The following is a 25,559-nucleotide window of genomic DNA, read 5'->3' as shown; positions in this document are numbered from 1 at the left end:
CGTTTTCCGGGGCGATGAGGCAGCTGCACAAATCTGCGGTCCCCCTCATGGTTCAGCGGTTTGCCCGCCTGCTGGCCACAAGTGCCTTTTGCATCTTATCCCCCGATCCCCGACAATTCCCTCTCTTGTGAAGTGACGGAAATGGCTCGCCTTTTCCCTCGCCCCCTCTCATCCACAGGCGGGAATTGCTCATGTTTACCCTCTACCACTCCAATCAGCTGGATCTGCTCAAAGAGCTGCTGGTGAGCCGCATCCGGCAGGCCCCCCTCTCTCACCCCTTCGATCGGGAGCAGATCTTGGTGCAGAGTCCGGGCATGGCCCAGTGGCTCAAGCTGGAGCTAGCCAAAGCGTTTGGCATTGCCGCCAATATCGACTTTCCGCTGCCCGCCAGCTTTATCTGGGAGATGTTCACCCGGGTGCTGGCAGATGTGCCGCGCCAGAGCCCCTACAACAAGGGATCCATGAGCTGGCAACTGATGACCATTATGCCTGCCTTGCTGGATCGCCCCGCCTTTGCCCCGCTCGCCGCCTATCTGGGCGGTGGAGAGGACGAGGATCCCGCCCAGGATCCCGAGCAGGTGCGGCTGTGGCAGCTCTGCCAGAAGGTGGCGGATCTGTTTGACCAGTATCTGGTCTACCGGCCGGACTGGATCGCCCGCTGGGAAGAGGGGGAAGGATTGAGTCAGGAGCTGGCCGGGGTGAGCGGTCAGGATTGGCAGCCCGAGCTGTGGCGCGAGCTGGTGGCCCGCACCCTGGCGCTCTCTCCGAGCGGCTACCACCGCGCCAACCTCTACGAGGAGTTTATCCACGAGCTGGCGCGCACCGCCGATCTGCCGGGCAAGCTGCCGCAACGGGTCTTCGTGTTCGGCATCTCGGCGCTGCCGCCGCGCTATGTGGAGGCGCTGCTGGCCCTCGGTAGCCGACCGGAGGTGGAGGTGCACCTGTTCGTCACCAACCCCTGCCGTTACTACTGGGGGGATCTGCTGGATCGCAAGACCCTGGCTCGGCTGGAGAACAAGCTCAAACCCGGTACCGACATCGAGACATTGCAAGGCCCCGCCAACCCGCTGCTCGCCTCCATGGGCAAGCTGGGGCGCGACTACCTGCATCAGCTGATGGAGCTGGAGGTGCCGCAAATCGAGGCTTTCGTCGATATCGACGAAGTGGATGGCAAGGGCAATGTCAGCCTGCTGCGCGCCATCCAGAAGGATGTGCTGGAGCTGGCAGAACGGGGCGCCGGTCAGTTCGATCTCGACAGCAGCCATCACAAGAGCCCGATCGATCCGGCGGATGGATCCTTGCAGATCCACGCCTGCCATGGCCCGATGCGCGAACTCGAGGTGCTGCACGACCGGCTGCTGGCGCTGTTCGAGCAGGACCCGACCCTCACCCCGAAAGATGTGGTGGTGATGATGCCGGATGTGAACAGCTATGGCCCCTACATTCAGGCGGTGTTTGGCGCGCGCGGTCAGATCCCGTTTGCGGTCTCGGATCGGGCGGCGAGTCAGGAGAGCCCGCTGCTGCAAAGCTTCCTCGCCCTGCTCAGGCTGCCCAACGCCCGCTTCGGGGCGGGGGAGCTGCTCGCCATTCTCGAGGTGCCCGCCGTGCTGCGCCGTTTCGAATTGGATGACGACGAGTTCAACCAGCTGCGGGTCTGGGTGCAGGAGACCGGCATCCGCTGGGGGTTGGATGACGGTTACCCAGTCCGTTTCGATCTGCCGCCCATGTCCGGCAACAGCTGGCTGTTCGGCCTGCGCCGCATGCTGCTCGGTTTTGCCATGGGCGACGGTGAGCCGGTGGCGGGCATTCTGCCTTACGCCGATATCGAGGGTCAGCAGGGGCTGGCACTTGGCAAGCTCGCCTGGTTTGTCGACTCGCTGGCCGAGTTTTTGCCCCGCCTGCAACAGGCGCAGCCGCTGGCCGAGTGGAACGCCTGCCTGCTGGCGCTGCTGGAGCGCTTCTATCTGGCCGACGAGGATGAAGAGCGTCAACTCCAGCTGATTCGCAGCCAGCTGGTCGAGTGGCAGACCCGGCTCGGCGAGGCCCGTTTCGAGCAGCCCATTACCGCCGACTTGTTGCAGGATTACCTCGGCAGCGTGCTGGGGGAGTCCCGCTCCAGCCAGCGCTTCCTCGCCGGTCAGGTCAACTTCTGCACCCTGATGCCGATGCGCTCCATCCCCTTCAAGCAGGTCTGTCTGCTCGGCATGAACGATGGCGTCTACCCGCGCACCCTGGCCCCCATGGGGTTCGACCTGATGGCGGTAGCGTCGCGGCGTGGGGATCGCTCCCGTCGCGATGATGACCGCTACCTCTTCCTCGAGGCGCTGCTCAGCGCCCAGCAGGGGCTCTATATCAGCTATCAGGGCTTCAGCGCGCAGGACAACAGCGACAAGGTGCCGTCGGTGCTGCTGGCGGAGCTGATCGACTATGTGCGGCAGGGCTTTGTGCTGGCGGGGGATGAGGATCTCGATGACGAAACCTCCGGCAAGCGGCTGCTCAACCACCTGATGGTGGCGCACCCGCTCACCCCCTACAGCCGCAACTACTTCTATCCGGAGCCTGGTTCACGCCTCTTTACCTATGCCGCCGACTGGTTGCCCGCCCTCAATCCGGTGCGCGGCGCGGCCAACTTCCAGAGCGGCGAGCTGCCTTTGCCCCCCGAATGGGGCAAGGAGCAGGGGCTGGAGCTGGCGGAGCTGCTGCGCTTCTATCGCCAGCCCACCAAATATTTCCTCAACCGTCGCCTCAAGGTGTGGTTTGAGCTGAACGAAGCCAACATCGAGGACAGCGAGCCGTTCGAGCTGGATGGCCTGCAACATTATCAGCTGAAAGATCTGCTGCTCGATGCCCATCTGGCGGAAGGTGAAAGTACCGAGCGTCGCGAGCGGTTGCAGCTCACCGGCCTGCTGCCGCAAGGGTGGTTCGGCAGCCTGCTGCTGGACGATCTGGATGCCGAGATGGGCAAGCTGGCGGATCGGCTGCGGCCATGGGTTGCGGCCAATGAGTCAGAAAAACAGGCGGTGGAGATCGATATCTCCCTCACTCAGGGCCAGCTGCAAGGGTGGATCGACACTCAGAAGGGGCGCTTGCTGGTGGTCAAACCCGGCAGCTTCAACGGCAAGGATCTGCTGCTGGGCTGGATCCAGCACCTCTGCCTCTCATTGAGTGGCGCCCCCGGCGACACCCTGTTGTTCGATGCCAAACAGAGTCTGCGACTGCCTGCTCTTTCTGCCGACGAGGCGCGCCCCAAGCTGGCGGCGCTGGTGGCGTGCTGGGCGCAGGGGATGAAGCGGCCGCTGCCGTTCTTCCCCAACACCGCATGGGATTGGCTCAAGGCGATCGAGAAGGATCCCGACAAGCCGGAGGCGGCCGACAAGGCGGCCCTCACCCGTTTCAACGGCGGCTGGATGATCAACGGGGAGGGGCAAGATCCTTACGTCGCCCGCTGCTTCCCCGAACTCGATGATGAGGTGCTTGGTCAGTTGCAGGCGCTGGCCCGCGAACACCTGACCCCGCTGCTCAAGACCCTGGAGGAGCTGAAATAATGGCTAACCCGCTCAATACCCTGCGTTTTCCCCTCCATGGTGAACGACTGATCGAAGCCTCCGCCGGTACCGGCAAGACCTACACCATCGCTGGTCTCTACCTGCGCCTGCTGCTGGGCCACGGCCCGCTCATCGAAGAGGGGGCCGATTCTGGTCAGCCGAGCGCCCACGAGCGGCCGCTCTCGGTGACCGAAATTCTGGTGGTGACCTTTACCGAAGCGGCCACCGCCGAGCTGCGCGGACGGATCCGTGGCCGCATCCACGAGGCGCGCCTCGCCTTTATGCGCGGCCATAGCCGTGACGCTCTGTTGAACATGCTGCTGGCCGAGGTGGAGGATCACGAGCTGGCGGCCCGTCGCCTGCTGGCCGCCGAGCGGCAGATGGACGAGGCGGCGGTCTTTACCATCCACGGCTTCTGCCAGCGGATGCTCAAGCAGAACGCCTTCGAGTCGGGCGCCCTCTTTGAAACCGAATTTCTTACCGACGATAGCCAGCTCAGGTTGCAGGCGGTGAGCGACTACTGGCGAGCCGAGTTCTATCCGGTGGATAAAGCCCTCGCCAGCGCCGTGCGCGCGCTCTGGCCAAGCCCCGCCGCCCTGCTGCGGGAGATGGGCAGCTGGCTCGACAACAGCGAGCTGGAGATCCACCCCGCGCTGGGGGACGAGACCCTCGCCACCCGCCATCAGGCGGCCATGAGCCGCATCGCGGCGGTGAAGAGTGAATGGCTGGCGCAGGTGGACGAGATCCGCCGCCAGACAGACGGCCAGATCAGCCGCTACACCGGCAAGAACTACGAAGGGTGGCTTGCCAAGATAGCCGACTGGGCGCAGGACGAGAGCAGTGGCTACGCCATCCCCAAGGAGCTGGAGCGCTTCGGCCAGACGGTGCTGGAGGAGAACCTCAAGAAGGGGGGCGCCGTGCCGACCCTGCCGCTGTTCAGCCAGATCGACCAGCTGCTGGCGAGCCGCCCCGGCATTCGGGATCTGATCCTGCAACGGGCGGCCAAAGTGGTGCGCAGCCGGATGCAGGCCAGCAAGCGCCAAGCCCATCAGCTCTCGTTCGATGACCTGCTGAAAGACCTCGATGGGGCGCTTGGCTCCAGCCTTGGCGAGAGGCTCTGCGAGCGCATTCGCGCCACCTATCGGGTGGCGATGATCGACGAATTTCAGGATACCGATCCCCAGCAGTACCGCATCTTCCATCGCCTCTACGGCGGCCATAGCGACACGGCGCTGTTGATGATCGGTGACCCCAAGCAGGCCATCTACGGCTTTCGCGGCGCCGACATCTTTACCTACATTCAGGCGCGGCGAAATGTGAGCGCCCACTACACCCTCGGGCGCAACTGGCGCTCCAGCAGTGCGCTGGTGGGGGCGGTCAATGGCCTGTTCGAACGGGCCAAGGATCCCTTTATCTACGAAGCGGATATCCCCTTCCTGCCGGTAGAGGCGCAGGGCAAGAGCAAGGCGCTGCTGCTCGATGGTGCCACCGCGCCGGTGCTCCACTGCTGGCAGCTGACCGGCCAGCCCACCTTCAATCGGGGGGATTACCAGAGCAAGATGGCCCGCGCCACCGCCGCCGAGATCCATCGTCTGCTGACGCTGGCCCGCGAGGGCAAGGCGCTGATCGGCGACAAGGCGGTCAAGGCCGGGGATATCGCCGTGCTGGTGCGCACCGGCGCAGAGGGCAAGCTGGTGCAGCAGGAGCTGGCGCGCCTCGCCATCGCCTCAGTCTATCTGTCGAACCGCGAGAGCGTGCTGGAGCAGACGGAGGCGCGGGAGATCCTGCTGATTTTGCACGCCTGCCAGAACCCGAGCGAAGAGCGCAGCCTGCGGGCGGCGCTCGCCACCGGCCTGTTTGATCTGGACGCCAAGGCGCTCGATGGACTGGCCAGCGACGAGCGGGCGTGGGAGAGCGCGGTGCAGGAGTTTATGGAGTACCGCAAGATCTGGCACCGCCGTGGCGTGCTGGCGATGCTGCGGGCCCTGCTGCACCGGCGCAATCTCGCCTCTTCTCTTTTGGCGAGCCCTTATGGCGAGCGGCGGCTGACCAACTTCCTCCATCTTGGCGAGCTGCTGCAACAGGTGAGCAGCGAGCTGGATGGCGAATATGCCCTGCTGCGCTGGCTGGGGGAGGCGGTGAGCCGCCCCAACGGGCAGGATGCTGAGCAGGTACTGCGGCTCGAATCCGAGCGCAAGCTGGTGCAGATCGTCACCATCCACAAATCCAAGGGGCTGGAATATCCATTGGTGTTCCTGCCCTTTATCTGCAGCCACAGAACCGCCGAGACCCCGCTCTATCACGAGGCGGACGAGGCGGGCAATCGCACCATTCTCGATCTGACCGGCGCCGACTCGTCGCTCGCCGAAGCGGACAGGGAGCGCCTTGCCGAAGATCTGCGGCTGCTCTATGTGGCGCTGACCCGGGGCGTTTACGCCACCTGGCTGGGGCTGGCACCGGTGCGGGCGGGAGCAGGCAAGTCGGAGAAGACCGACCTGCACCACACCGCCATCGGCTACCTGCTGCAAAAGGGCGAGGAGGGGGATGCGCAGACGCTGGCGACCGCTCTGACCGAGCTGTCACAGGCGCTGCCCGGGGTGGCCGTCGGTGAGCCCTCGCTCACCCGTCCGGCCCCGCTGCCGCCAGAGGAAGAGCAGCTGGGCGAGCCGCAGGTGCGCCACTTTAGCGGTTCCCTTGAGCGGGACTGGTGGATCAGCTCCTACTCGGGGCTGGCGGCGCAGGGTCATGGTCACAGCAAGGGGGTCTTGGCCAATCCCGGCTTCGATGACGAGGTCGTCACCGAGGCGGCTGCGCTGGCTTCCGAGCAACCGGAGGAGGCGCCCCAGCCCTCCATCTTCACCTTCCCGAAAGGGGCGCGCCCCGGCACCTTGCTGCACAGCCTGTTCGAGACCATCGATTTTCAGAGCGCTGCGGGCGAGCCGCTGGCAGAGCATATCGCCAGTCTGTTGCTGCAAGACGGCTTCGACAAGAGCTGGGCACCGGTGCTGCAACAGCAGGTGGAGGCGGTGCTGGATACCCCGCTGGAAACAGGCTTTGGTGATCCGGTGCGGCTGCGGGATCTGGCCCCCGAGCGCAAACAGGTGGAGCTGGAGTTCTTCCTGCCCATGGGTCGGGTGACGGCACCGGCGCTGACCGCGCTCTGCCAGCAGCACGACCCGCTGTCGCGGGGCAACAAGCCGCTCAGCTTTGCCACCGTGCAGGGGATGCTCAAGGGCTTTATCGATCTGGTGTTCGAGTGGCAGGGGCGCTGGTATCTGCTCGACTACAAATCGAACCACCTCGGCATGAGCCCGGCCGATTACAGCCGTTCGGCGCTGGAGCGGGCGATGGCCGAGCACCGCTACGACCTGCAATACCAGCTCTACTCGCTTGCGCTGCACCGGCTGCTCACTTTGCGCCTGCCGGGCTACGACTTCGAGCAGCATTTTGGCGGGGTCTTCTATCTGTTCCTGCGCGGCATGCCGCAGGGGGGCATTTTCCATACCCGCCCGAGCCGTGAACTGGTGCTGGGGCTGGATAAGTTGTTTAGCGAAGGCAGTGAGCTGCCAGCTGCGGGATCTCAAGCATTGAACGAGGTAGAAGCATGAGCGGCACCATGATCAGCACCGCGACCAGCGCAATGATGGTTGAACGGCTCAAAACACTGGCGCTGGCTGGCCGTATCCGCCAGCTGGATCTGCAATTTGCCAGGCTGGTGGCCGACCTTGGCGGCAGCCCCGAGCTGGTGCTGGGGGCGGCGCTCACCTGCTTCGAACTGGGGCGTGGCCATGTCTGTCTGCCGCTGGAGATGCTCGCTGCCGGATCCCTGCGCCCGTTCGGGCTGGATCCCCAGCAGAGCCGGGATCTGCTGGGGGATCTGGCGGATCCTGCCCGCTGGCCAGCCCTGTTTGCGGCAAGCCCGCTCGTGGGTACGGAACAGGATGAGGGGCTAACCCCGCGCTGGCCGCTGCGGCTGTGGCACGGGCGGCTCTATCTCACCCGTTATCACGATTTTGAACTGGGGGTGGCCCGCCATCTGCGCGCGTTGAGTGAACGCGCCGAATGGCCGGAGATCGCCCCGGCCCTGTCGCGGCTGTTTGCCCGCGACTACGGGCTGGTGTTCGCGGCGCTGCTCAAGGCCCGCCTCGCCCCCGACTTCTCGGCCCGCCACTTTATCGAGAAGTATCTGGATCTGGTGTGCCCGAACGAGGTGGATTGGCCCGCTATCGAAGTGCTGCTCGCCAGCGCCCAGGCGGCGAGCGACTTGAGCAAGCTGGATAAGCTGGTGCCCGAGGCGCTCTGCTGCAACGGCCAGAAGCTGGCGGCGGCCACCGCAGCGGCGCGCCCCTTTGCGGTGATCTCCGGCGGCCCCGGCACCGGCAAGACCACCACGGTTGCCAAACTGCTCGCCATTTTGGTGGAGACCGGCCTGCAAGCGGGCAAGGCCCCGGCGATCCGGCTGGTGGCCCCCACCGGCAAGGCGGCGGCGCGCCTCACCGAGAGTATCGGCTCTGCCCTGCAGGCCCTCGATCTGCCCCCCGAGTGGGTGGAGGCGATCCCCACCGAGGCGGGCACCTTGCACCGGCTGCTCGGGGTCATTCCGGGGCGCAGTCAGTTCCGCCACCACGCGGGCAACCCGCTGCACCTCGACCTGCTGGTGGTGGATGAGGCCTCCATGGTCGACCTGCCGATGATGGCGCGGCTGCTCGATGCACTGCCGAGCCACGCCCGCCTGATCCTGCTCGGCGACAAGGATCAGCTCGCCTCGGTGGAGGCGGGGGCCGTGCTCGGCGATATCTGCAGCTTTATCGAACAGGGCATCAGCCCGGCGCAGGCAGATTGGCTCTCCCGCCAGACCGGCTACCGCTTGCAGGGCACGCCCGCGGGGGCGCCGGTGCGTGATAGCCTCTGTTTGCTGGCCAAGAGCTGGCGCTTTGATCAGCACTCCGGCATCGGCCAGCTGGCGCGCGCCTGCAACAGCGGCGATGCCACGGCGGTGGAATCAGTCTGGGGCGCAGGATTCGCCGATATCAGCCTGCACCCCTGGGCGGGGGAGGCCTACGGTGTCCTGATTGCCCAGGGGGTAGCCGGTTACGGCAGCTATCTGAAGGCGGCCCGCGCGGGGGAAGCGCCCGCCGCCGTGTTCAAGGCATTCAACAGCTTCCAGATCCTCTGTGCCCTGCGAGATGGCCCGTTCGGGGTGCTGGGTCTTAACGAGCGGCTCGAACTGGCCCTGTCACGGGCTGGCCTGATTGCCCGCGACGGCGACTGGTATGCCGGTCGCCCGGTGATTGTGGTGCGCAACGACCACGGGGTCGGTCTCTACAACGGCGATATGGGGCTCTGCCTGCCCGATGAAACTGGCCGGCTCAAGGTCTGGTTTGAGCAGCCGGATGGCACCCTGCGTGCCCTGCTGCCAAGCCGGCTGCCGCCCCACGAGACGGTCTACGCCATGACCATCCACAAATCCCAAGGCTCGGAGTTTGCCCATACCGTACTGGTGCTGCCCGACAGCCCCAGCCCGCTGCTGACACGCGAGCTGGTCTATACCGGCATCACCCGCGCCAAGGCGAAACTCGATCTCTACGGCGATCGCGCCCTGCTGGCACAGGCGGTGCGGAAAAAGACCGAGCGTTATTCCGGATTGGCGGAGAGGTTGGGGGAGTGATTGATTGGATGGCGGTAAAGGGATTTACCGCCATGGGAAAAGAAATTTGCTGCATATTGTCATGAATCGATTCTGATTAGAGGTTATTGATGAAGGATGTACTTAAGCCATTGAAAGATAATGCAACATCTAGACTAAACAATCCTATTATCGGCGCGTTCGTCTTGTCTTGGATGTTTTTGAATATAAATGGAGTGGCTAGGTTTATATTGGAAAGTAACCAAGGAAAGCTTGACATTATAAAGAACAAAAGTTGGGGGGGTACAGATGATCTGTTAATCCCATTTTTAGTATCTGTCGGATATTTGGTAATACTTCCAGTTTTAAATACGATCTACAGCTTTATACATGATAATTGCATTGATAAAATTAGAGATGAAAATAGCAATAAAGCGCAGAAAGACGCCTTTGTTAGAAGAAAGGAGACCGTGTGCGCAAAAATTGAGTCAACTGATGAATATGTTGTTAAGTTAAAAGACAAAGAATTAGAATTATGGGCAGGTCAAAAATTAGAGCTCATTCGTGAAATAATAAATCTTAAGGGTAAGTATGCGAAATTGCTTTCTGACTTCGAACTTAAATCGAAAGAGTTTCGTGCTGATAATAATAAGTTAAGTCTTTCTATTGCACAATTGGAACATACTAATAAACGCTTGTCAGCGCAAGATTCAGAACAAAGAGATTATATTGGGAGAGTTGTTGCCAATCTGGACAGAGCATTGAATTCCCTGGAGAATAAAATCGTAAGCGATACAAAATTTGATGAGATAGAAAAAATTAGAAATGAAATATCCGATGTTAGGAATAAATTTTATGTATGGGATGATGATATTCCATTCTGATTTTTTCATGGCTTGTAGCTTATCTCGTGTGTTGGGCTTCGCAGGCTCAGCACACAACCTACGGATTGTGTAGGTTGTGGCTGAGCGTAGTGAAGCCCAACGTCTACCGCGTGCTCTCTTTTTTCCTTCCCCTCATCCCCGACCCTTCTCCCGCAAGGGGAGAAGGGAGATTGGGCTTCTTTTGATATATTTCACACCACTGGTTTATCGGGCATGTGTAGGTTCGATTAGCGAAGCGTAATCGGACGATCGCGTAATTGGGTAATCGAGTATGTTGGGCTTCGCAGGCTCAGCACCAAACTACCGATCGTGTAGGTTGTGGCGAGCGTAGCGAAGCCCAACGTTTACCGCGAAATCTCTTTTTCCTTTCCCTTATCCCCAGCCCTTCTCCTCCTTTTTTAATAAATGGGAGAAGGGAGCAATGCCGTTACCGCTGTCCGATTACGCTTCGCTAATCGAACTTACGAGAGGGCCAGAGTGAGGGGAGCATTCAGGTATTAGATGGTCAGCTCCAGCCGGTTGCCTTCCGGGTCGAGGAAGGTGCTCTCGTAATAGCCGTCGCCGGTCCAGCGGGGGCCGTCCAGGTGTTTCACCTCGGCGCCCTTGAGCAGCTTGAGGCGGGCGGTCATCTTGTCCACTTCCTCCACGCTGCCGAGGGAGAAGGCGAGGTGGGCCAGCCCCTGCAACGGGTGTGGCAGAGTGAGATCTGCCGGAAACAGTATGGGGGTGTGCATCAGCTCCAGGCTGGCGCCCCCTTCGAAACGCACGAAGTAAGAGCTGAACTGTTTGCTCGGGTTGTGATAGCGCTCATTGGCCTGCCCGCCAAACAGGTTGCAGTAGAATGCCTTGAGTGCCTCCAGATCCTGCGCCCAGATGGCGACGTGATGGATATGCATGGCTGGTCTCCTGTGACTCGATGCCCTTAATGCTATGCTGGGGCCTGTCCCTTCGACATGGCTGAGCCCGTCCTGATGATGTCTGAAACTGCCAACACCGAGATTATCGATGTCTCCCCCGACTGCCGCGAGCAGATCTGTTGCGACAGTCTGCTGCCGGCCCTCGCACAGGAGCAGGTGTGGCTGGCGGGCTATTCCCGTCTCAAGACCCGCTACCGCATCGCGCGCCGCTTTGCCGATATGCACTGTTTTCTGCTGACCCTGGGCGGTGAGGGGGAGGTGCAGGTGGGCGATCGCCGCGAGCGGTTGCAGGCCGGGGAGTGGGCGCTGATCCCAGCCGGGGAGCCACTCTGCTATCAGTTGAGTGAGCCGTTGAACCAGCAGGTGAATAAGGGGAGTGAGTGGGAGCTGGTGTGGCTGCTGCTGCACAAGGATTCCCCCTGGGATGCCTTCGCCAGCCACCCCCGGCTCGGTTGTACCTCCCAGCAGGCTACCGTGCTGCGCACGCTCGAGAACCTCTATGCGGAGCAGGAGCGCCATCAGGACCCGCTGCTCAGCGCCCTGCTGGTTGAGCAGCTCGGCTTTTACCTGCGCCGTCTGTTGCAAAAGGGGGAGGGGCAGCGGCGTGGCGAGCGGCTGGCGCTGCGCCTCGAATTGCTGCTCAAAGAGGCGCTGACCGAGCCGTGGGACATAGCGCGCATGGCTGGCGCCCTGCATCTCTCCGAGCGCCAGCTCTACCGGCTCTGCCAGCAGCACTTCGCGCTGGCGCCCATGGCGCTGCTGCAACGGCTGCGGCTGCAGCGGGCGGCGCTCTTGCTGGCCAGCCGGGCCGACCCGGTGAAGCTGCTGGCCGAGCAGTGCGGCTTCAAGAACGAGTACCACTTCTCCACCGCCTTCAAACGCCAGCATGGCCTGGCGCCCAGCCACTATCGCAACCTGCATCATCCTGCCTTTAAAACCGGACAAGGGTGAAATATTGAGCCACACTGGTTGCTAATGTTATTCAGACGAACCCGATGGCGGCCGATAACCGGAACAAGTAGTGGCGGTTTTCATCGATCAACGGATAGCGGACTGTGCAGCCGTCTGCCGCTATCATTTCTCAACATCAGGCTGGAATGCCCCGCGCCCCAGCGGGGCGGCAATACAAGGATGGTCTCCCATGCTGCAGGACAGCGACACGATCAGGATCTCGGATGTCAGCGAAGCCGTGGTACATGGCATTCTCGAGGTGATCAGCGATGGCATCTGGGACTGGAATGCCAACACCGGTTTCGTCTATCGCAACCCGGGCTGGTACCGGATGCTGGGCTACGAGCCCCATACTCTAGGCAACAATGTCTTCACCTGGGAGAGTGTGATCCACCCCGACGACATGGATCGGGTGATGGCGAGCTTCGATGCCTATCTGAGCGGCGCCGCCCCCGACTACCGGGTCGAGTATCGCTGCCGCAGTCGCGGCGGAGACTATATCTGGATCGAGGATTGCGGCCGCATCATAGAGCGCAATCCCGATGGGTCTGTGGCGCGGATGATCGGCGCCCATCGCAATATCCACGCCAGCAAGTTGCTGCTGGAGCAGCTGGAGCTGCGCAATCAGTCGCTGGAGCAACTGGTGGCGGAGCGCACCGCCGAGCTGGTGCGAGTCAACGAGGCACTGCAACAGAGGGTGGAGGAGAATCGTCAGCTGGCGGAGACTGATGCCCTGACCGGTGCCGCCAGCCGCTATCGGCTGGAGCGGGCGTTGCAGCTGGAGTGCGAACGGGCGCGCCGCTTTCACTTGCCTTTTACCGTGATTGCCATGGATGTGGACAACTTCAAGCAGATCAATGACAGCTATGGCCACAATATCGGGGATCAGACCCTGATCAACATAGTGGCGCTGGTGCGCGACCATATCCGCGAGATTGATCTGCTGGCTCGTTGGGGTGGCGACGAGTTTATGGTGCTGCTGCCCAATACCGGCCGTGAAGATGCGTTGGTGGTGGCGAACAAGTTTCAGGCGTTGATGGTGACGAACCCCATCTGTCCCCGCGGTGTCACCACCATGAGCTTCGGAGTGGCGGAGTATCAGCAGGGTGAGCAGAAGGAGAGTCTGATGGTGCGTGCCGATCGGGCGCTCTATCAGGCCAAGCAGCAGGGCAAGAATCAGATCTGCTGATGGCACATCAGCCAATAGAAGGGCCGCAGGCGTGAAACCTGTGGCCCTTTTGCATTGTTACTGACGCGGCGCGACTTAGAAGTGGTAGCGCAGACCCAGCTTGAGGGTATCCAGAGAGTAGTGCTCATCACCCAGGCTCAGGGCGTCGAACTGGCGCTCGTAACCGATACCGGCAGAGAAGTGGTCGTTGAAGGCGTAGTCCAGACCTACTTCCAGATTGGGGTGTACCTTGCTCTTGGTTGCGCTCTTGCTTACCTGATCGCTGAAACCGAGGAAGGTGGCGTTGCCGACAACTTCCAATTCGGTGCGGGTGTAGGCGATACCCGGTTTGGCATAGGCGCTGAAGCCCCAGGCCAGCGGCTGGCTCAGCTTGGCGGCCAGGCTGATGCTGCGGGTTTCGATGGTGGTGTCGGCAAAACCGGTTGCCCCCTGAGAGGTCACCCAGATCAGCTGCTCCATCTGTTGGGCGTGCAGGCCACCTTCAATGGCCAGCCAGGGTTTGAAGCTGTAACCGACGATCAGGCTGCCGCCGTCGAGCTGGTCGTCGATCACTTTGGCGTCATAGGCGCGCTGGAGGTCACCGTCGAGATCCATCTTGGAGGTGGTCAGATCCAGACCTGCATACCAGCCTTCGGCATGGGCGCCGCCATTCATGGCCAGAGCAAGCAGGGAGAAAGCGGCAATTTTATTAAACTTGTTCATGGATAAATAACCTTGTGTTGCGTGAACTGCGTGTAATTTATATTGCTCAATCCATGAAGCTTTTTATATTTCCGTCATCGCTCTGCTTTCACAGAGGGGCCGCAGTATAGTCAGCACATTTCTGAATAACAAGAGAGTGGTTTCCCCATCATTATAAATATGACTGGCTGCAAGCAGGGCCATTTTGTTTAATAAATGGTGTTATTAGAGTTTTAGCTTTATTGAGGTTTAAATAATTAACTGGTGAGGAAAATGACCGGCTGCGAGTTCTATTTTGATTCTATGTGATTGATTTTTATCAGCATTGAATTTTCATTCGAGCGTGGCCATGATGAGCCGTCTAAAAATTGGCATCTCAGATGTCACTGATTGGCATCAGGTTCTTTTCGATGATTTTTTGAACCCATCACAAGGTGAAACCGTGAGAAAAAAATTTCTCTCTTTGCCTGTTTTTTGCTCTTTTTGAGGTTTGGGATTGTTCCCATTGTAACTTTTGGTGGTCTTTTGAGGCTGTTTTTGCGTGGGCTATGCTACCCACCAGATACGCGAATGGGCGCTTGTGGGTGGCTTTTCTCTTCACCCGGTAGCAGTTGTTGGGGTGGGCATGGGGTGTGATAAGCAGATATGGGGCGTGCGGCCCGATTAATTTTGTTTGCTTATATATGCAAGCCATTTAAAAGATAAGTTTTTGATGTTTTAAATTACTTGATTATATTTGTTTTTATATTGAGTGAAGCTTTCCAAGTAAGCCATTTAAATATATTTAATGGCAATGAGACGGTATTAAGGATCGTTTAGGATACCTTGCCAGAGAGGTCGTAGTGGCTGGCGCATCAGTGGGCGGCGGGTGGCCTGTGACACTTCCCCTTGCCGGGGCCCTTGACCTGACCTGCGAATTCAGGGAAAAGAAAAGGGCGGTGCTATCAGCGCCGCCCAATGCCAGGAAAGAGAAAAAACCTTGCGGTTTAAAAGATAAAAATTTGGAAGCAAACAATCGATTTCTCAACCAGGAAGGGTCTTGAATTCGATACGTTTCGATTATGCGCGATGTTCTATGCAGCACTAGCAAAATGTTTGCGGGTTGAAAGATATGCACTGTCTGGTGTCAGATTTTGCGACCTCATCGTTCAACTGGTCTGTCCTGATGGGCGTTGTAGGCGATTTTTTCTCTAGGCTGTTTTTTCGGTGTCAATATCTGAGCCTTGAAGGTAAAAACAGGTCAGAAGCTGACTCGGCATAACCATGCAATGAAAGTGCGATAACAAGGAAGAGTGGCATGACCTACAGCCAGACCTTGGCCAACAATATTCTCGACACCCTGAAGAAGACCCTGACCGACAAGGGGATCCGCTATCAGACCCTGGCAGAAGCCATGGGTGTCTCCATCGCGACCGTGAAACGGATGATGAACAAGCCCTCGCTGCCGTTTGATACTCTGCTGGAGATCTGCCATCTGGTGGGTCTCTCGTTCGAGGAGTTGCTGGATCGCACTCAGGACGCCCAGAGCCGCCGCGCCGTCTTTACCCAGGAGCAGGACGAGGCGTTTCACAATGAGCCGGGGCTCTACGCTTTTCTCGCCAATATCTTCTGGCGCGACAAGACGCTGATCGATCTCAAGCGGGAGTACGGCCTGACCGATGCCTCCTGCTACCTCTATCTGCGCAAGCTGGAGAAGCTCGGCATTTTGCAGCTTGGTATCGACAACAGTTACCACTTCCTGATCAGCGAGCGGATCAGCTTCGAGCAGCACAGCCGTTTCGCCCGCCAGCAGGCACGGCAGGCGATGTCGGTGCTGGGGGAGTATCTGGTGGAGAACATGCACAAGTCGAACAACTATATGGCGCTCTGCCAGTTGCACCTCAACGAGGGGGAGGCGATGGCGCTGATCGACCGGATGAAGGAGTACTGGCATCAGGAGATCAAGCTCAACCGCCCCGCCATCGGCCAGCAGGAGCACGCCAAGACCTACACCATGTCGCTGCAACTGGCCGACTGCGGCTACCAGAGCTTCGACGACATGATCCCCAATATCGACAACTGATCCCGGCGGATCCTGCGGGATCCGCCATGTTGGAGTCTGGTTATTCCGTGAGTTGAACGGTATGCGATCTGCTTGCGACCGGTTGCAGCACCCGGTTATCGAGGCAGATGCGGATCGCCACTGTGCTCGACAGTGCTCTGGATATTTTCCCTAATCGGCGACCCGGGTTTGTTGCAGCTTGCCTGCGAGCGGCTGCAATGCTCGCGTATCCAGACAAATGCGGATGGCATCCGGCCGCCAGTGCTCGATATCGCAATCCACCAGACCGCCTCGCTCGTCGTAGTTGACCCGCACCAGCCGCAGCACCGCGCTCCCCTCCGCCAGATTGAGGGCGCGGGCGATGGCGCCGCGCGCCGCCGAGGGGGTGATCTCGAGACTCGCCCCACCCTGGCCTATGCCATAGCGCTGCTGATAGAGCTCGGTGAGGGAGCTGGCCAGCGGCGCGCTGGCGATATCGGGAAAGCGGCTCGCCAGCAGGTGGTGGCTGACGTGGAGCACCGGGCGACCGTCGATCAGGCGCAGGCGGCGGATCTCATAAAGTGGAGTGAAGGGTTCCAGCCCCATCCAGCGGCACAGTTCGCTGCTGGCAAGTTCGCTGCCGTGGGCCAGCACCCGGGTTTCGGCGGTGCGTTGCTGCTCGCCGATCCACTGGTGAAAGTGGGTGTGGATGGCGGGATCGTAGGTGAGGCGGGGTGGCGCCACAAACCAGCCGCGCCGCTCGGCCCGGTAGATAAGGCCGTCCGCTTCGAGGCTGGAGAGCGCCTCCTTGATGGTGATGCGGGTGGTGGCGAAGCGTTCGCTCAGGGCCCGTTCGGCGGGCAGCTGCTGCCCGGCCCCCAATTGGCCGCTGCCGATATAGCGGCGTAGGGTCTGGCAAATCTGTTCGCACTTGGAGGAGGAGCGGCCATCGGCCATGCTCTGTTCGTTCACTCTCTGCTCGCTCAATCTCGGCTCGGTCACACTCTTGTCCCTGTTGCTTATTCAGAAGGCGGGTGGCTGGCCAATCCCTTACTGGAGTAGTCCAGCCTCACTCGGGTTCAGAGTTGTAACCGCTGTGGATGACAGCGCCATGACAGGGTGATTGTCATCAAACTGCCATCAAAGCGCCCCGCGACCGTCATATTTCCCCTCTAGCATCCCTCTCGAACCTTAACTGACCTAGTCCAGAGGGATGGGATGATGAAAAGCGTGATCGCAAGTGCACTGGCTCTGGTGGCCATCAGTCAACCGCTGTTTGCCGCCGAAAATATTGCAGATCTTGAGAAGGCCGCTCGCGGCGAGGGCCAGCTCCACAGCATCGGCATGCCCGACAGCTGGGCCAACTGGAAGGATACCTGGCAGCAGCTGGGCAGCATCTACGGCATCAAGCATCAGGATACCGACATGAGCTCGGCGCAGGAGATCGCCAAGTTCGCTGCCGAGAAGGCCAACGCCACCGCCGACATCGGCGACGTTGGCGGCGCCTTCGGTCCGGTTGCGGTCAAGCAGGGGGTCACCCAACCCTACAAGCCCTCCACCTGGGCCGATATTCCCAACTGGGCCAAGGATGCGGACGGTCACTGGATGCTGGCCTATACCGGCACTATCGCCTTCCTGATCAACAAGGATCTGGTCAAGGCCGCCCCCACCAGCTGGCAATCCCTGCTGGGCGGCAACTACAAGGTGACTCTGGGTGATGTGGGTGTTGCCTCCCAGGCCAACAATGGCGTGCTGGCGGCGGCCTACGCCACCGGTGGCAGCGAGAAGAATCTCAAGCCCGCCCTGGAGTTGTTCGGCAAGCTGGCCCAGCAGGGGCGCCTGTCGCTGAATGACCCGACCATCGCCAACATCGAGAAGGGCGAGGTGGAAGTGGGGGTGCTGTGGGACTTCAACGCCCTCAACTACCGCGACCAGATCGACCCCAAGAAGTTTGATGTGGTGATCCCGAGTGACGGCTCCGTCATCGCCGGTTACACCACCATCATCAACAAGTGGGCCAAGAACCCCAACGCCGCCAAACTGGCCCGTGAATACATCCTCTCCGATGCCGGTCAAATCAACCTGGCCCGCGGCTACGCTCGCCCGATCCGCAGCAACGTGACTCTGCCGGATGACGTGAAGGCCAAGCTGCTGCCAGCCGAGCAGTACGCCAATGCCAAGCCGGTGCAGGATCACGCCGCCTGGGAGCAGAGCTCCAAAGCCCTGCCGCGCCAGTGGCAAGAAACCGTCATGATCAACATGCAGTAAGGGAATCCAGTGCAACACAAGGTGATAGTGGTACTTGTGGATGGTCTGGCAGCCGAGGTAGCCCACACCATGGGCTACCTCGGTGGCATGGTGGAGGCGGGGCGGGGCCTGCATACGACCCTGAATGCTGCTCTGCCGTCTCTCTCCCGACCCCTCTACGAGTGCATCCTGACCGGCGTGCCGCCGGTGGCGAGCGGCATCACCCACAACGGGGTGAGTCGCCTCAGTCTGCATGACTCCATCTTCCATCTGGCCCGCGCTGCGGGCAAACGCACCGCAGCGGCGGCCTACCATTGGGTGAGCGAACTCTACAACCGCAGCCCCTGGCTGGCGGCCCGCGATCGCTTTACCCACGATGAGCAGCTGCCGATCCAGCACGGCTGCTTCTACTGGGATGACAACTATCCCGACAGCCATCTGCTGATGGATGGCGAGTGGCTGCGCAGCCAGTACGATCCCGATTTTCTGCTGTTCCACCCGATGGGGGTGGACGATGCGGGCCACAAGTTTGGCCTCGATTCCCGCCAGTACCGCAATCAGGCGCGCCGCATGGACAGCCTGCTGGCCGACCTGCTGCCCCAGTGGCTGGCGGAGGGGTATCAGGTGGTAGTCACCTCGGATCACGGCATGAACAACGACCTGAGCCACGGCGGCACCCTGCCGGAAGAGCGCACTGTGCCGCTCTGGCTGTTTGGCGATGCTTTCGTCGAGCGCTGGCCGGATGGGGTGGCGATTGCCCAGACCCAACTCTGCGCCCTGATGGCGGATCTGCTGGGGGTTTCCCACGACAAGCCGGCAGCGCCACCGCTGCTCAAGGCCGCCTTTATGCGCGAGGTGCACTGATGATGCCTGCAACCACCGAGATCCTGGTGGATCAACCCGTGGCAACCAAGCAGAAGGTGCGCCGCCACTGGTTGCCCGCGCTGGTGCTGCTGCCCTTTATCCTCTTGATGATCCTGTTCCAGCTCGCCCCCATGGTGTGGGTGCTGGTGGGCAGTTTCCAGACCCCGGATGGCTGGGGCCTCGACTACTACCGGGAGATTTTGAGCTCCCCCTTCTACCTGCAATCGTTCGGCAACTCGTTGCGCATCGCCGGTATCGCCAGTCTGGCGGGGCTTGCCATCGGCACCCTCGGGGCGGCGGCGCTGCGCCACAGCGGCGAGCGGGTCAAGCGGGTGCTGCTGGCCTTCGTCACCATGACCGGCAACTTCAGCGGTGTGCCGCTGGCATTCGCCTTTATCATCATTCTCGGCATCAATGGTGCAGTGACTCTGCTGCTGAAATCCTGGGGCCTTATCGACGGCTTCAACCTCTACTCGGGCAGCGGCCTTATCCTCATCTACACCTACTTCCAGATCCCGCTCGCCCTGCTGCTGCTCTATCCGGCGTTCGATGCGCTGCAGGATGAGTGGCCGCAAGCGGCCGCGCTGCTCGGCGCGAGCAAGGGGCAGTATGTGTGGCACGTGGTGCTGCCGGTGCTGACGCCTGCGCTGCTCGGCACCCTGATCATCCTGTTTGCCAACGCGGTGGGGGCCTATGCCTCTGCCTACGCCCTCACCACCGGCAACTTCAATCTGGTGACCATCCGGGTGGCCAGTCTGGTCTCCGGCGATATCTTCCTCGAGCCCAATATGGCGGCGGCGCTGGCGGTGATCCTGATGGTGCTGCTAGGGGTAGTGACGGCCGCCAACCAGTGGCTGCTGAAAAAGAGCTATGTGAACAAGGGGCAATCCCATGCATGATTTGACGCCGCGCTGGCCCAAGTGGGTGCTGGGTGGGCTGGTCGCCACCCTGCTGCTGCCGCTGTTGGCCACGTTTCTCTACTCCATCTCCACCCGCTGGGGGGCGACCCTGCTGCCGGACGGCTTCACCCTCGACTGGTATCTCAAGCTGTGGGGCGACCCGCGCTTTCTGGTGGCGTTTGGCCGCAGCCTCCTGGTCTGCTTCGCGACCCTGCTGCTGGGGACCCTGGTGCTGGTACCGACCGTGTTGGTGGTGGCCTACTACTTCCCCAAGCTGGATCCCTGGATGAACCTGCTGATCCTGCTCCCCTTCGCGGTGCCGCCAGTGGTCTCGTCAGTAGGGCTGCTACAGATCTACGCCGATGGCGCCTTGCCGATTATCGGCACGCCGTGGATCCTGATCGGTACCTGGTTCACCGTGGTGCTCCCCTTCATGTACCGGGCGCTGGCCAACAGCCTGCAAGGGGTACCGCTGAAAGATCTGATGGATGCCGCCCACCTGCTGGGGGCAAGCAGTCGGCGCGCCTTTCTGCTGGTGGTGATCCCCTGTCTGCGCAAGGGGCTGCTGGCGGCGCTGTTTCTCTCCCTCTCCTTCCTGCTCGGCGAGTTCGTGTTTGCCAACATGCTGGTGGGCACCCGCTACGAGACCCTGCAGGTCTACCTCTACAACATGCGCGCCACCTCGGGCCACTTCACCAGTGCGCTGGTGATGAGCTACTTCCTGCTGACCCTGCTGCTCACCTGGGCGGCCAACAGATTTCATCGGTGAATCAACATGTTCCATCTAGAAGTGAATCAACTGCACAAATCCTACGGCGACACCAGAGTGTTTGAAGGGATCGAATTCGGCATTCGCAAGGGGGAGCTGGTGACCCTGCTCGGCCCCTCCGGCTGCGGCAAATCGACCCTGCTGCGGGCGCTGGCTGGGCTCACCCCTGTGGATGGCGGTCAGGTGCGGGTGGCCGGTGAAGATATCACCTGGCAGGAACCCCAGAAGCGGGGCATCGGCATGGTGTTCCAGAGTTATGCGCTCTTCCCCAACATGACGGTGTGGGACAACGTTGCCTTCGGCCTCAAGATGAAACCCCAGCCGGGACGGGATCTCGCCGCCAGCGTGCAGGAGGCGCTTGAGCTGGTGGAGCTGACCGGTTTCGAGCGCCGCTATCCGGCCGAGCTCTCCGGCGGTCAGCGCCAGCGGGTGGCGCTGGCCCGGGCACTGGTGGTGCAGCCGCGGATCCTGCTGCTGGACGAGCCGCTCTCGGCGCTGGATGCCCGCATCCGCCGCAGCCTGCGCCAGCAGATCCGCGAGATCCAGCAGCGCCTCGAGCTCACCACCATCTTCGTGACCCACGATCAGGAGGAGGCGCTCACCATGTCGGATCGGATCTTCCTGATGAACAAGGGAGCCATCGTCCAGAGCGGTACACCGGAGGAGATCTATACCCGTCCCGCCAGCGAGTTTGTGGCGGGCTTTATCGGCAACTACAACCTGCTTGGCGCAGAGCAGGGCAAGTCGCTGTTCGGCCCCCGTTTTCAGGGCAAGTTGGCGCTGCGGCCGGAGTCCATCACTCTGCTGCCCGCCGGGGCGACCAGCAGCGAACCCAGCCTGCCCGGCATCGTTCGCCAGCAACAGCTGCTCGGCAACGTGATCCGCTATCAGGTGGAGTGCGAGGCGGGGCTGTTGACGGTGGATTGCCTCAACTGCTCGGCTGGCGATCTGCTGGCCACCGGCAGTGCCGTGACCCTGGCGGTGGCCCGGGATCAACTCTGTGAGGTAGCATGACGCCTCGTTTCATTTTCGTTGTTACCGCAAGGAGCCCTCATGGCACTGGCACTGTTTGATCTGGACGAGACCCTGATTGCGGGGGATTCCGCCAGCCTCTGGCTGGAGTACATGGTGGCTGAGGAGCTGGCCCCCGCCAGCATGATTGCGGAGGAGCAGGCCATGATGTCCCTCTACCATCAGGGCAAGATGGATATGCACCAGTACATGGCCTTCACCCTGCAACCGCTGGCGGGCAAGACGCGCCAGTGGCTCGACTCGCTCTCTACCCGCTTTGCCGAGCAGGTGCTGCGCGAGCGCCTCTACCCCGAGGGGTTGGCGCGTATCGAATGGCATCGGGAGCGGGGCGACGACCTGGTGCTTATCTCCGCCTCCGGCGAGCATCTGGTCGCCCCCATGGCGAAGATGCTGGGGATGGATCACTGCGTCGCCATTTTGCTCGATGAGGAGGAGGGGATGCTGACCGGCCAGACCCGCGGCACCCTCAGCTTTCGCGAGGGCAAGGTGGCCCGCATCAACCAGCTGTTTGCCGGCAGGGACCATCTCTGGCAGGGGAGCTTTGGCTACAGCGACTCCCACAACGATCTGCCCATGCTGCGGGCGGTGAGCCATCCCCATGCGGTCAATCCGGCCCCCGCGCTGCGTCAGCAGGCCGAGGAGCTGGGCTGGCCGGTGTGGGAGTGGCTGCGCTGAGTCGCGTGCTCAAACAGGCTTAAAGCACGGCAAGAATAGCGACATAAACAACAGAGAGAGGCAGTTGCCTCTCCCTTGTCTCCTTCCCCCGGTTGTGCTCACCCCCCCTCCGGCCGGGGGGGGCGTCGGGTAGAATCAAGGTTAGGGGAAGGATCCTCTTCCGTCACGTCGCAGGTGCGACGCTGGGGGAAGCAGATGCGATTTTTTCCCTCCCGCTTGGCCTGATAAACCCCGCTGTCGGCCAGTTCTATCAGCTCCTTGGTCGAGAGCCCGGAGTGGCTCAAGGCCACCCCGCCGCTGAGGGTAATGGTCAGTTCCGGCTCTCGCCACTCCAGTTGAGTGACCGCAAGTCTGAAGCTCTCCAGCAGCGAGGTGGCCTCACTCATTTGCATCTCCAGGCGCAAGATCAGCACCAGCTCCTCGCCACCGTAACGACAGAGCCAGCCCCACTGGTCAAACATTTTCATGCCCAGCTTGCTCACCCGTTTGAGCACTATATCCCCTGTTTGGTGGCCAAAGGTGTCGTTGACCTGTTTGAAGTTATCGAGATCGAACATCACTACCAGGAAGGGGGCACCGCTGCTGAGCTGTCTCTGCAGGCACTCGTCGAAGAAGCGGCGGTTGTAGAGACCGGTGAGTTTGTCCTGATTGGCTTGCTGGCGGATCTGGGCAAAGTCCTGACTGGCGGCATCCATCTCTTCATAGACCTTGGCCAGCTCCAGCATGCGGCTGCCATGATAGGCAATCCCGCCAGAGCGGCTGGTGCGGATCAACAGGGTAATCTCCCCCAGCATGCGGCGGAAGTAGCGGGCCCAAAGCAGGGCTAGCAGCAGATAGAAAAAGCAGGCAACGGCAATCATCAGCTGCACGTTGATGGAGACGCTGTCGATCACCTGCTGCATGCTGGCGGTGGGCTCGACACTGAGCAGGAACCAGCGCTGCTCGGGGACACGGTAGTAGGAGACCATCATGCCGCTGGCATCGTCGAGGAAGAAACCTTGCGGCTGTTGCATGTGTGCCAGCCATTCAGGGTGGGTGAGCGGTTTGAATACCTGTTCGCGATCCGGGTGAGCCAGCACCAGCCCGTCATGGTTGATCAGGATCTGATAGCCCTTGCCCAGATGATGGCTCTGTTCATGCCGGTTGTTGAGCCAGTTGGCGAGCGGGGTGAGCTGGGTATCGAGGGAGAGCACCCCCACTCGCTTGCCGTCAGGGTCTTGAATTACCCGGGCCAGCGCCATGGTGAGGGTACCCAGGGTGTAGTCGTAATAGGGATCGGTCCAGACGATCCGATTCGGGTGGCTGGCTGCCAGCAGATACCAGGGGCGAGTTCTGGGATCGAACTTCTCGTCCGCCTGCCAGGTGGGGTGGATCAGCATCTGGCGATGCTCGGTTCCTACATAGACGTAGTCGAGCTCCATCACCTCGTGATAGGCCTGCCACTGTTGCAGGTAGCGCTCGCCGTTACTGATCGCTGGGCCGCTGAAATCCTGATAATTTACCTGCTGATAAATAAGCGTAAACTGGCGTTTGAGGGTCTCCAGATAGGGTTCGAGCAGGGTATGGAGATATTGGGTGTTGCGGGCAATCAGGTTTTGTTGCTGCTCAAGGCGCAGGGTACGTTCCATATGCAGGTAGTAGATGCTGCCGAGCAACACTACGGGAATAAAGAGCAGGAGGAGGCCCAGCCGCATGCGGGTGATTAAAGACCAAGTGTGCTTGGGCTTGGCGGGGGACATGCACAGATCCTTTTCAGCTCGGGTGTCACCAGCATATATGATGCCGTCCCGCCCGTCTAAAGGCAGAAAATGAGATCCGTTCAATGCTGAACCCCACGTTGCTCCTGATGGCTCACTACGGCGGCATCATGCTGTTGGTCCTGGCGCTCTGTGTCGAGTATCTGATCTTTCGTCGCGGCCTGAATATGTTGCGGGTACACCGTCTGCTGCTGGCAGATGCGGTGGCGGCGCTGGCGCTCTTCTCCATCTTTGCCACCGGTTGTCTGCTGGCCCTCGAACACGCCAGCTCGGTGGCGCAGCTCTTTGCTCATCCTGCCCACGGTCTCAAAGTGGGGTTGTTTCTGCTGATTGTCGGCTCCCTCGACTATCCCAGTCGCCTCTTCTATCGCTGGCGTCGTGCCCTGCGTCTGGGCAAGGCGCCGATGATCTCGATCCAGCAGTACTTCCGGGTGGTCTGGATCCTGCGGGGCAATCTGGTAATGGTCGCCCTGCTGGCCGTGCTGACAAAACAGCTATCGCTCTAAAGACAAGAGGGTAGGGAGGCAGGTATCTTGGATTGGATAACCCGTCACGCGCCGATTTAAGGAAGAATCGCCATGCGCTCCAATCTGATGTTGCTGATGGCTGCCACCATCTGGGGTATGGGCTTTGTCGCCCAGCGCCTCGGGATGGATCATATGGGGCCCTATACCTTCAATGGCCTGCGCTTTCTGCTCGGTGCCTTCTCCCTGCTGCCGCTGCTCTGGTGGCTCAAATCCCGTCAACCAGTGGTCGCCACTGGCGACCATCGCCAATTGCTGACCGGTGGTGTGCTGGCCGGACTGGTGCTGTTCTGTGCCGCATCCCTGCAGCAGGTGGGGCTGCTCTATACCACTGCCGCCAAGGCCGGTTTCATCACCGGGCTCTACATCATTCTGGTGCCGGTACTGGGGCTGCTGCTGAGGCACAAGACGGGTACCAATACCTGGATTGGAGCCCTCATTGCCCTGAGCGGGCTCTATGTGTTGAGCGTGACCGACGAGTTCACCATCGGTTTTGGCGATCTGCTGCAGGTGATTGGCGCCCTGTTCTGGGCGATCCATCTGCTGCTGGTGGATCACTACTCCAACCGGGTGGCCCCCATCAAGCTGGCTTGTGTGCAGTTTGTGGTGTGCGGCCTGCTCAGTCTCGCCACCGCCTTTGTCATCGAAACTCCGACCGTGGCTGGCGCAGTAGCTGGCTGGCAGGCGCTGCTCTATGCCGGGCTGGTGTCGGTCGGGGTGGGTTATACCCTGCAGGTGCTGGGGCAGCGGGGCGCCCATCCGGCCCACGCCGCCATCATCCTCAGTCTGGAGACCGTCTTTGCCGCCGTGGGGGGCGTATTGCTGCTGGATGAAACGCTGGACGAGCGTGCCATTGCCGGTTGCGCCCTGATGCTGGCGGGGATGCTGATCTCCCAGATCCGGCTGCGCTGGTGGTGGAAGTCGCGCCGGGACAAGGTGCCTGCGACCAAGTAAACCGCGCTCGCTGCATAACAAAAAC

General features: G+C 61.0%; 19 protein-coding genes. 15 read left to right on the top strand and 4 right to left on the bottom strand.

Features of this window, described 5'->3' with window-relative positions; genetic code table 11:
* The first annotated feature begins 191 nt into the window (after positions 1–191).
* The 4 genes from recC (at position 192) to G5168_RS05880 (ending at position 10,055) form a co-directional block, all read left to right on the top strand.
* Positions 192–3,545 (top strand): exodeoxyribonuclease V subunit gamma, encoded by a 3,354-nt coding sequence (gene recC, locus G5168_RS05895; protein ID WP_421251972.1) that lies wholly within the window; start codon positions 192–194, stop codon positions 3,543–3,545.
* A complete protein-coding gene (gene recB, locus G5168_RS05890) occupies positions 3,545–7,153 on the top strand; it encodes an exodeoxyribonuclease V subunit beta (RefSeq protein ID WP_421251971.1) in 3,609 nt (1,202 codons plus the stop codon). The genes recC and recB overlap by 1 nt, the downstream gene beginning before the upstream one ends.
* The gene (recD, locus tag G5168_RS05885; protein WP_421251970.1) at positions 7,150–9,213 is read left to right on the top strand and encodes an exodeoxyribonuclease V subunit alpha; all 2,064 of its coding nucleotides are present in this window, start codon (positions 7,150–7,152) and stop codon (positions 9,211–9,213) included. The genes recB and recD overlap by 4 nt, the downstream gene beginning before the upstream one ends.
* Before the next feature lie 89 nt (positions 9,214–9,302).
* On the top strand, positions 9,303–10,055 hold the full coding sequence (locus G5168_RS05880; RefSeq protein ID WP_421251969.1) for a hypothetical protein: 753 nt from the start codon (positions 9,303–9,305) through the stop codon (positions 10,053–10,055).
* A gap of 497 nt (positions 10,056–10,552) precedes the next feature.
* Here G5168_RS05880 and G5168_RS05875 read toward each other — a convergent pair whose 3' ends face one another.
* A complete protein-coding gene (locus G5168_RS05875) occupies positions 10,553–10,951 on the bottom strand; it encodes a VOC family protein (RefSeq protein WP_227341566.1) in 399 nt (132 codons plus the stop codon).
* Between the two features lie 75 nt (positions 10,952–11,026).
* On the opposite strand from G5168_RS05875, the gene G5168_RS05870 reads away from it, so the two are divergent.
* Both G5168_RS05870 and G5168_RS05865 read left to right on the top strand, forming a co-directional pair.
* Positions 11,027–11,923, top strand: coding sequence for a helix-turn-helix transcriptional regulator (locus tag G5168_RS05870; protein WP_227341565.1), 897 nt, complete (start codon positions 11,027–11,029; stop codon positions 11,921–11,923).
* Positions 11,924–12,113: 190 nt separating this feature from the next.
* Positions 12,114–13,112: a sensor domain-containing diguanylate cyclase gene (locus tag G5168_RS05865; protein WP_216952682.1), complete on the top strand. Its 999-nt coding sequence runs from the start codon at positions 12,114–12,116 to the stop codon at positions 13,110–13,112.
* A 75-nt stretch (positions 13,113–13,187) separates the two neighbouring features.
* Here G5168_RS05865 and G5168_RS05860 read toward each other — a convergent pair whose 3' ends face one another.
* Positions 13,188–13,814 carry a porin family protein gene (locus G5168_RS05860; RefSeq protein WP_227341564.1) on the bottom strand — a complete coding sequence of 209 codons (627 nt, stop codon included), beginning with the start codon at positions 13,812–13,814 and terminating at the stop codon, positions 13,188–13,190.
* Between the two features lie 1,276 nt (positions 13,815–15,090).
* Here G5168_RS05860 and G5168_RS05855 point away from each other — a divergent pair.
* A complete protein-coding gene (locus tag G5168_RS05855; protein WP_005336490.1) occupies positions 15,091–15,855 on the top strand; it encodes a helix-turn-helix domain-containing protein in 765 nt (254 codons plus the stop codon).
* A 150-nt stretch (positions 15,856–16,005) separates the two neighbouring features.
* Here the strand turns inward: G5168_RS05855 and G5168_RS05850 are convergent, their stop codons facing one another.
* The gene (locus G5168_RS05850; RefSeq protein WP_394817999.1) at positions 16,006–16,770 is read right to left on the bottom strand and encodes a UTRA domain-containing protein; all 765 of its coding nucleotides are present in this window, start codon (positions 16,768–16,770) and stop codon (positions 16,006–16,008) included.
* Positions 16,771–17,034: 264 nt separating this feature from the next.
* Here G5168_RS05850 and G5168_RS05845 point away from each other — a divergent pair, with 264 nt between their 5' ends.
* The 6 genes from G5168_RS05845 to G5168_RS05820 are packed head-to-tail and all read left to right on the top strand — an operon-like array spanning position 17,035 to position 22,299.
* Positions 17,035–18,081: an ABC transporter substrate-binding protein gene (locus G5168_RS05845; protein ID WP_101530848.1), complete on the top strand. Its 1,047-nt coding sequence runs from the start codon at positions 17,035–17,037 to the stop codon at positions 18,079–18,081.
* Positions 18,082–18,090: 9 nt separating this feature from the next.
* A complete protein-coding gene (locus G5168_RS05840) occupies positions 18,091–18,924 on the top strand; it encodes an alkaline phosphatase family protein (RefSeq protein WP_227341563.1) in 834 nt (277 codons plus the stop codon).
* Positions 18,924–19,823: an ABC transporter permease gene (locus tag G5168_RS05835; protein ID WP_227341562.1), complete on the top strand. Its 900-nt coding sequence runs from the start codon at positions 18,924–18,926 to the stop codon at positions 19,821–19,823. The genes G5168_RS05840 and G5168_RS05835 overlap by 1 nt, the downstream gene beginning before the upstream one ends.
* Positions 19,816–20,592: an ABC transporter permease gene (locus G5168_RS05830; protein ID WP_227341561.1), complete on the top strand. Its 777-nt coding sequence runs from the start codon at positions 19,816–19,818 to the stop codon at positions 20,590–20,592. The genes G5168_RS05835 and G5168_RS05830 overlap by 8 nt, the downstream gene beginning before the upstream one ends.
* Before the next feature lie 6 nt (positions 20,593–20,598).
* Complete coding sequence (locus G5168_RS05825; protein WP_227341560.1) at positions 20,599–21,606, top strand: ABC transporter ATP-binding protein; 1,008 nt, start codon at positions 20,599–20,601, stop codon at positions 21,604–21,606.
* Positions 21,607–21,645: 39 nt separating this feature from the next.
* A complete protein-coding gene (locus G5168_RS05820; RefSeq protein WP_201907707.1) occupies positions 21,646–22,299 on the top strand; it encodes an HAD family hydrolase in 654 nt (217 codons plus the stop codon).
* Between the two features lie 98 nt (positions 22,300–22,397).
* Here G5168_RS05820 and G5168_RS05815 read toward each other — a convergent pair whose 3' ends face one another.
* Positions 22,398–24,038, bottom strand: a complete 1,641-nt coding sequence (locus G5168_RS05815) for a sensor domain-containing diguanylate cyclase (protein ID WP_227341559.1) — start codon at positions 24,036–24,038, stop codon at positions 22,398–22,400.
* An 83-nt stretch (positions 24,039–24,121) separates the two neighbouring features.
* Here G5168_RS05815 and G5168_RS05810 point away from each other — a divergent pair, with 83 nt between their 5' ends.
* On the top strand, positions 24,122–24,562 hold the full coding sequence (locus tag G5168_RS05810) for a DUF2214 family protein (RefSeq protein WP_216952689.1): 441 nt from the start codon (positions 24,122–24,124) through the stop codon (positions 24,560–24,562).
* 72 nt (positions 24,563–24,634) lie between these two features.
* Positions 24,635–25,534, top strand: coding sequence for a DMT family transporter (locus G5168_RS05805; RefSeq protein ID WP_216952690.1), 900 nt, complete (start codon positions 24,635–24,637; stop codon positions 25,532–25,534).
* Positions 25,535–25,559 lie beyond the last annotated feature (25 nt).

The organism is Aeromonas sp. 600724 (genome assembly GCF_049175135.1).
Classification (GTDB): domain Bacteria; phylum Pseudomonadota; class Gammaproteobacteria; order Enterobacterales; family Aeromonadaceae; genus Aeromonas; species Aeromonas veronii_A.
Note: the sequence above shows the minus strand (reverse complement) of the source record. Positions and strands in the feature narration are given on the sequence as shown.

Excerpts from the sequence above, each read along its gene's own strand:
- G5168_RS05875 (WP_227341566.1), bottom strand. The coding sequence starts at position 10,951 with ATGCATATCCATCACGTCGCCATCTGGGCGCAGGATCTGGAGGCACTC.
- G5168_RS05825 (WP_227341560.1), top strand. The coding sequence starts at position 20,599 with ATGTTCCATCTAGAAGTGAATCAACTGCACAAATCCTACGGCGACACC.
- G5168_RS05850 (WP_394817999.1), bottom strand. The coding sequence starts at position 16,770 with ATGGCCGATGGCCGCTCCTCCTCCAAGTGCGAACAGATTTGCCAGACC.
- G5168_RS05830 (WP_227341561.1), top strand. The coding sequence starts at position 19,816 with ATGCATGATTTGACGCCGCGCTGGCCCAAGTGGGTGCTGGGTGGGCTG.
- G5168_RS05820 (WP_201907707.1), top strand. The coding sequence starts at position 21,646 with ATGGCACTGGCACTGTTTGATCTGGACGAGACCCTGATTGCGGGGGAT.
- G5168_RS05855 (WP_005336490.1), top strand. The coding sequence starts at position 15,091 with ATGACCTACAGCCAGACCTTGGCCAACAATATTCTCGACACCCTGAAG.
- G5168_RS05810 (WP_216952689.1), top strand. The coding sequence starts at position 24,122 with ATGCTGAACCCCACGTTGCTCCTGATGGCTCACTACGGCGGCATCATG.
- recC (WP_421251972.1), top strand. The coding sequence starts at position 192 with ATGTTTACCCTCTACCACTCCAATCAGCTGGATCTGCTCAAAGAGCTG.
- G5168_RS05815 (WP_227341559.1), bottom strand. The coding sequence starts at position 24,038 with ATGTCCCCCGCCAAGCCCAAGCACACTTGGTCTTTAATCACCCGCATG.
- G5168_RS05835 (WP_227341562.1), top strand. The coding sequence starts at position 18,924 with ATGATGCCTGCAACCACCGAGATCCTGGTGGATCAACCCGTGGCAACC.
- recD (WP_421251970.1), top strand. The coding sequence starts at position 7,150 with ATGAGCGGCACCATGATCAGCACCGCGACCAGCGCAATGATGGTTGAA.
- G5168_RS05860 (WP_227341564.1), bottom strand. The coding sequence starts at position 13,814 with ATGAACAAGTTTAATAAAATTGCCGCTTTCTCCCTGCTTGCTCTGGCC.
- G5168_RS05880 (WP_421251969.1), top strand. The coding sequence starts at position 9,303 with ATGAAGGATGTACTTAAGCCATTGAAAGATAATGCAACATCTAGACTA.
- G5168_RS05845 (WP_101530848.1), top strand. The coding sequence starts at position 17,035 with ATGAAAAGCGTGATCGCAAGTGCACTGGCTCTGGTGGCCATCAGTCAA.
- recB (WP_421251971.1), top strand. The coding sequence starts at position 3,545 with ATGGCTAACCCGCTCAATACCCTGCGTTTTCCCCTCCATGGTGAACGA.
- G5168_RS05870 (WP_227341565.1), top strand. The coding sequence starts at position 11,027 with ATGATGTCTGAAACTGCCAACACCGAGATTATCGATGTCTCCCCCGAC.
- G5168_RS05805 (WP_216952690.1), top strand. The coding sequence starts at position 24,635 with ATGCGCTCCAATCTGATGTTGCTGATGGCTGCCACCATCTGGGGTATG.
- G5168_RS05865 (WP_216952682.1), top strand. The coding sequence starts at position 12,114 with ATGCTGCAGGACAGCGACACGATCAGGATCTCGGATGTCAGCGAAGCC.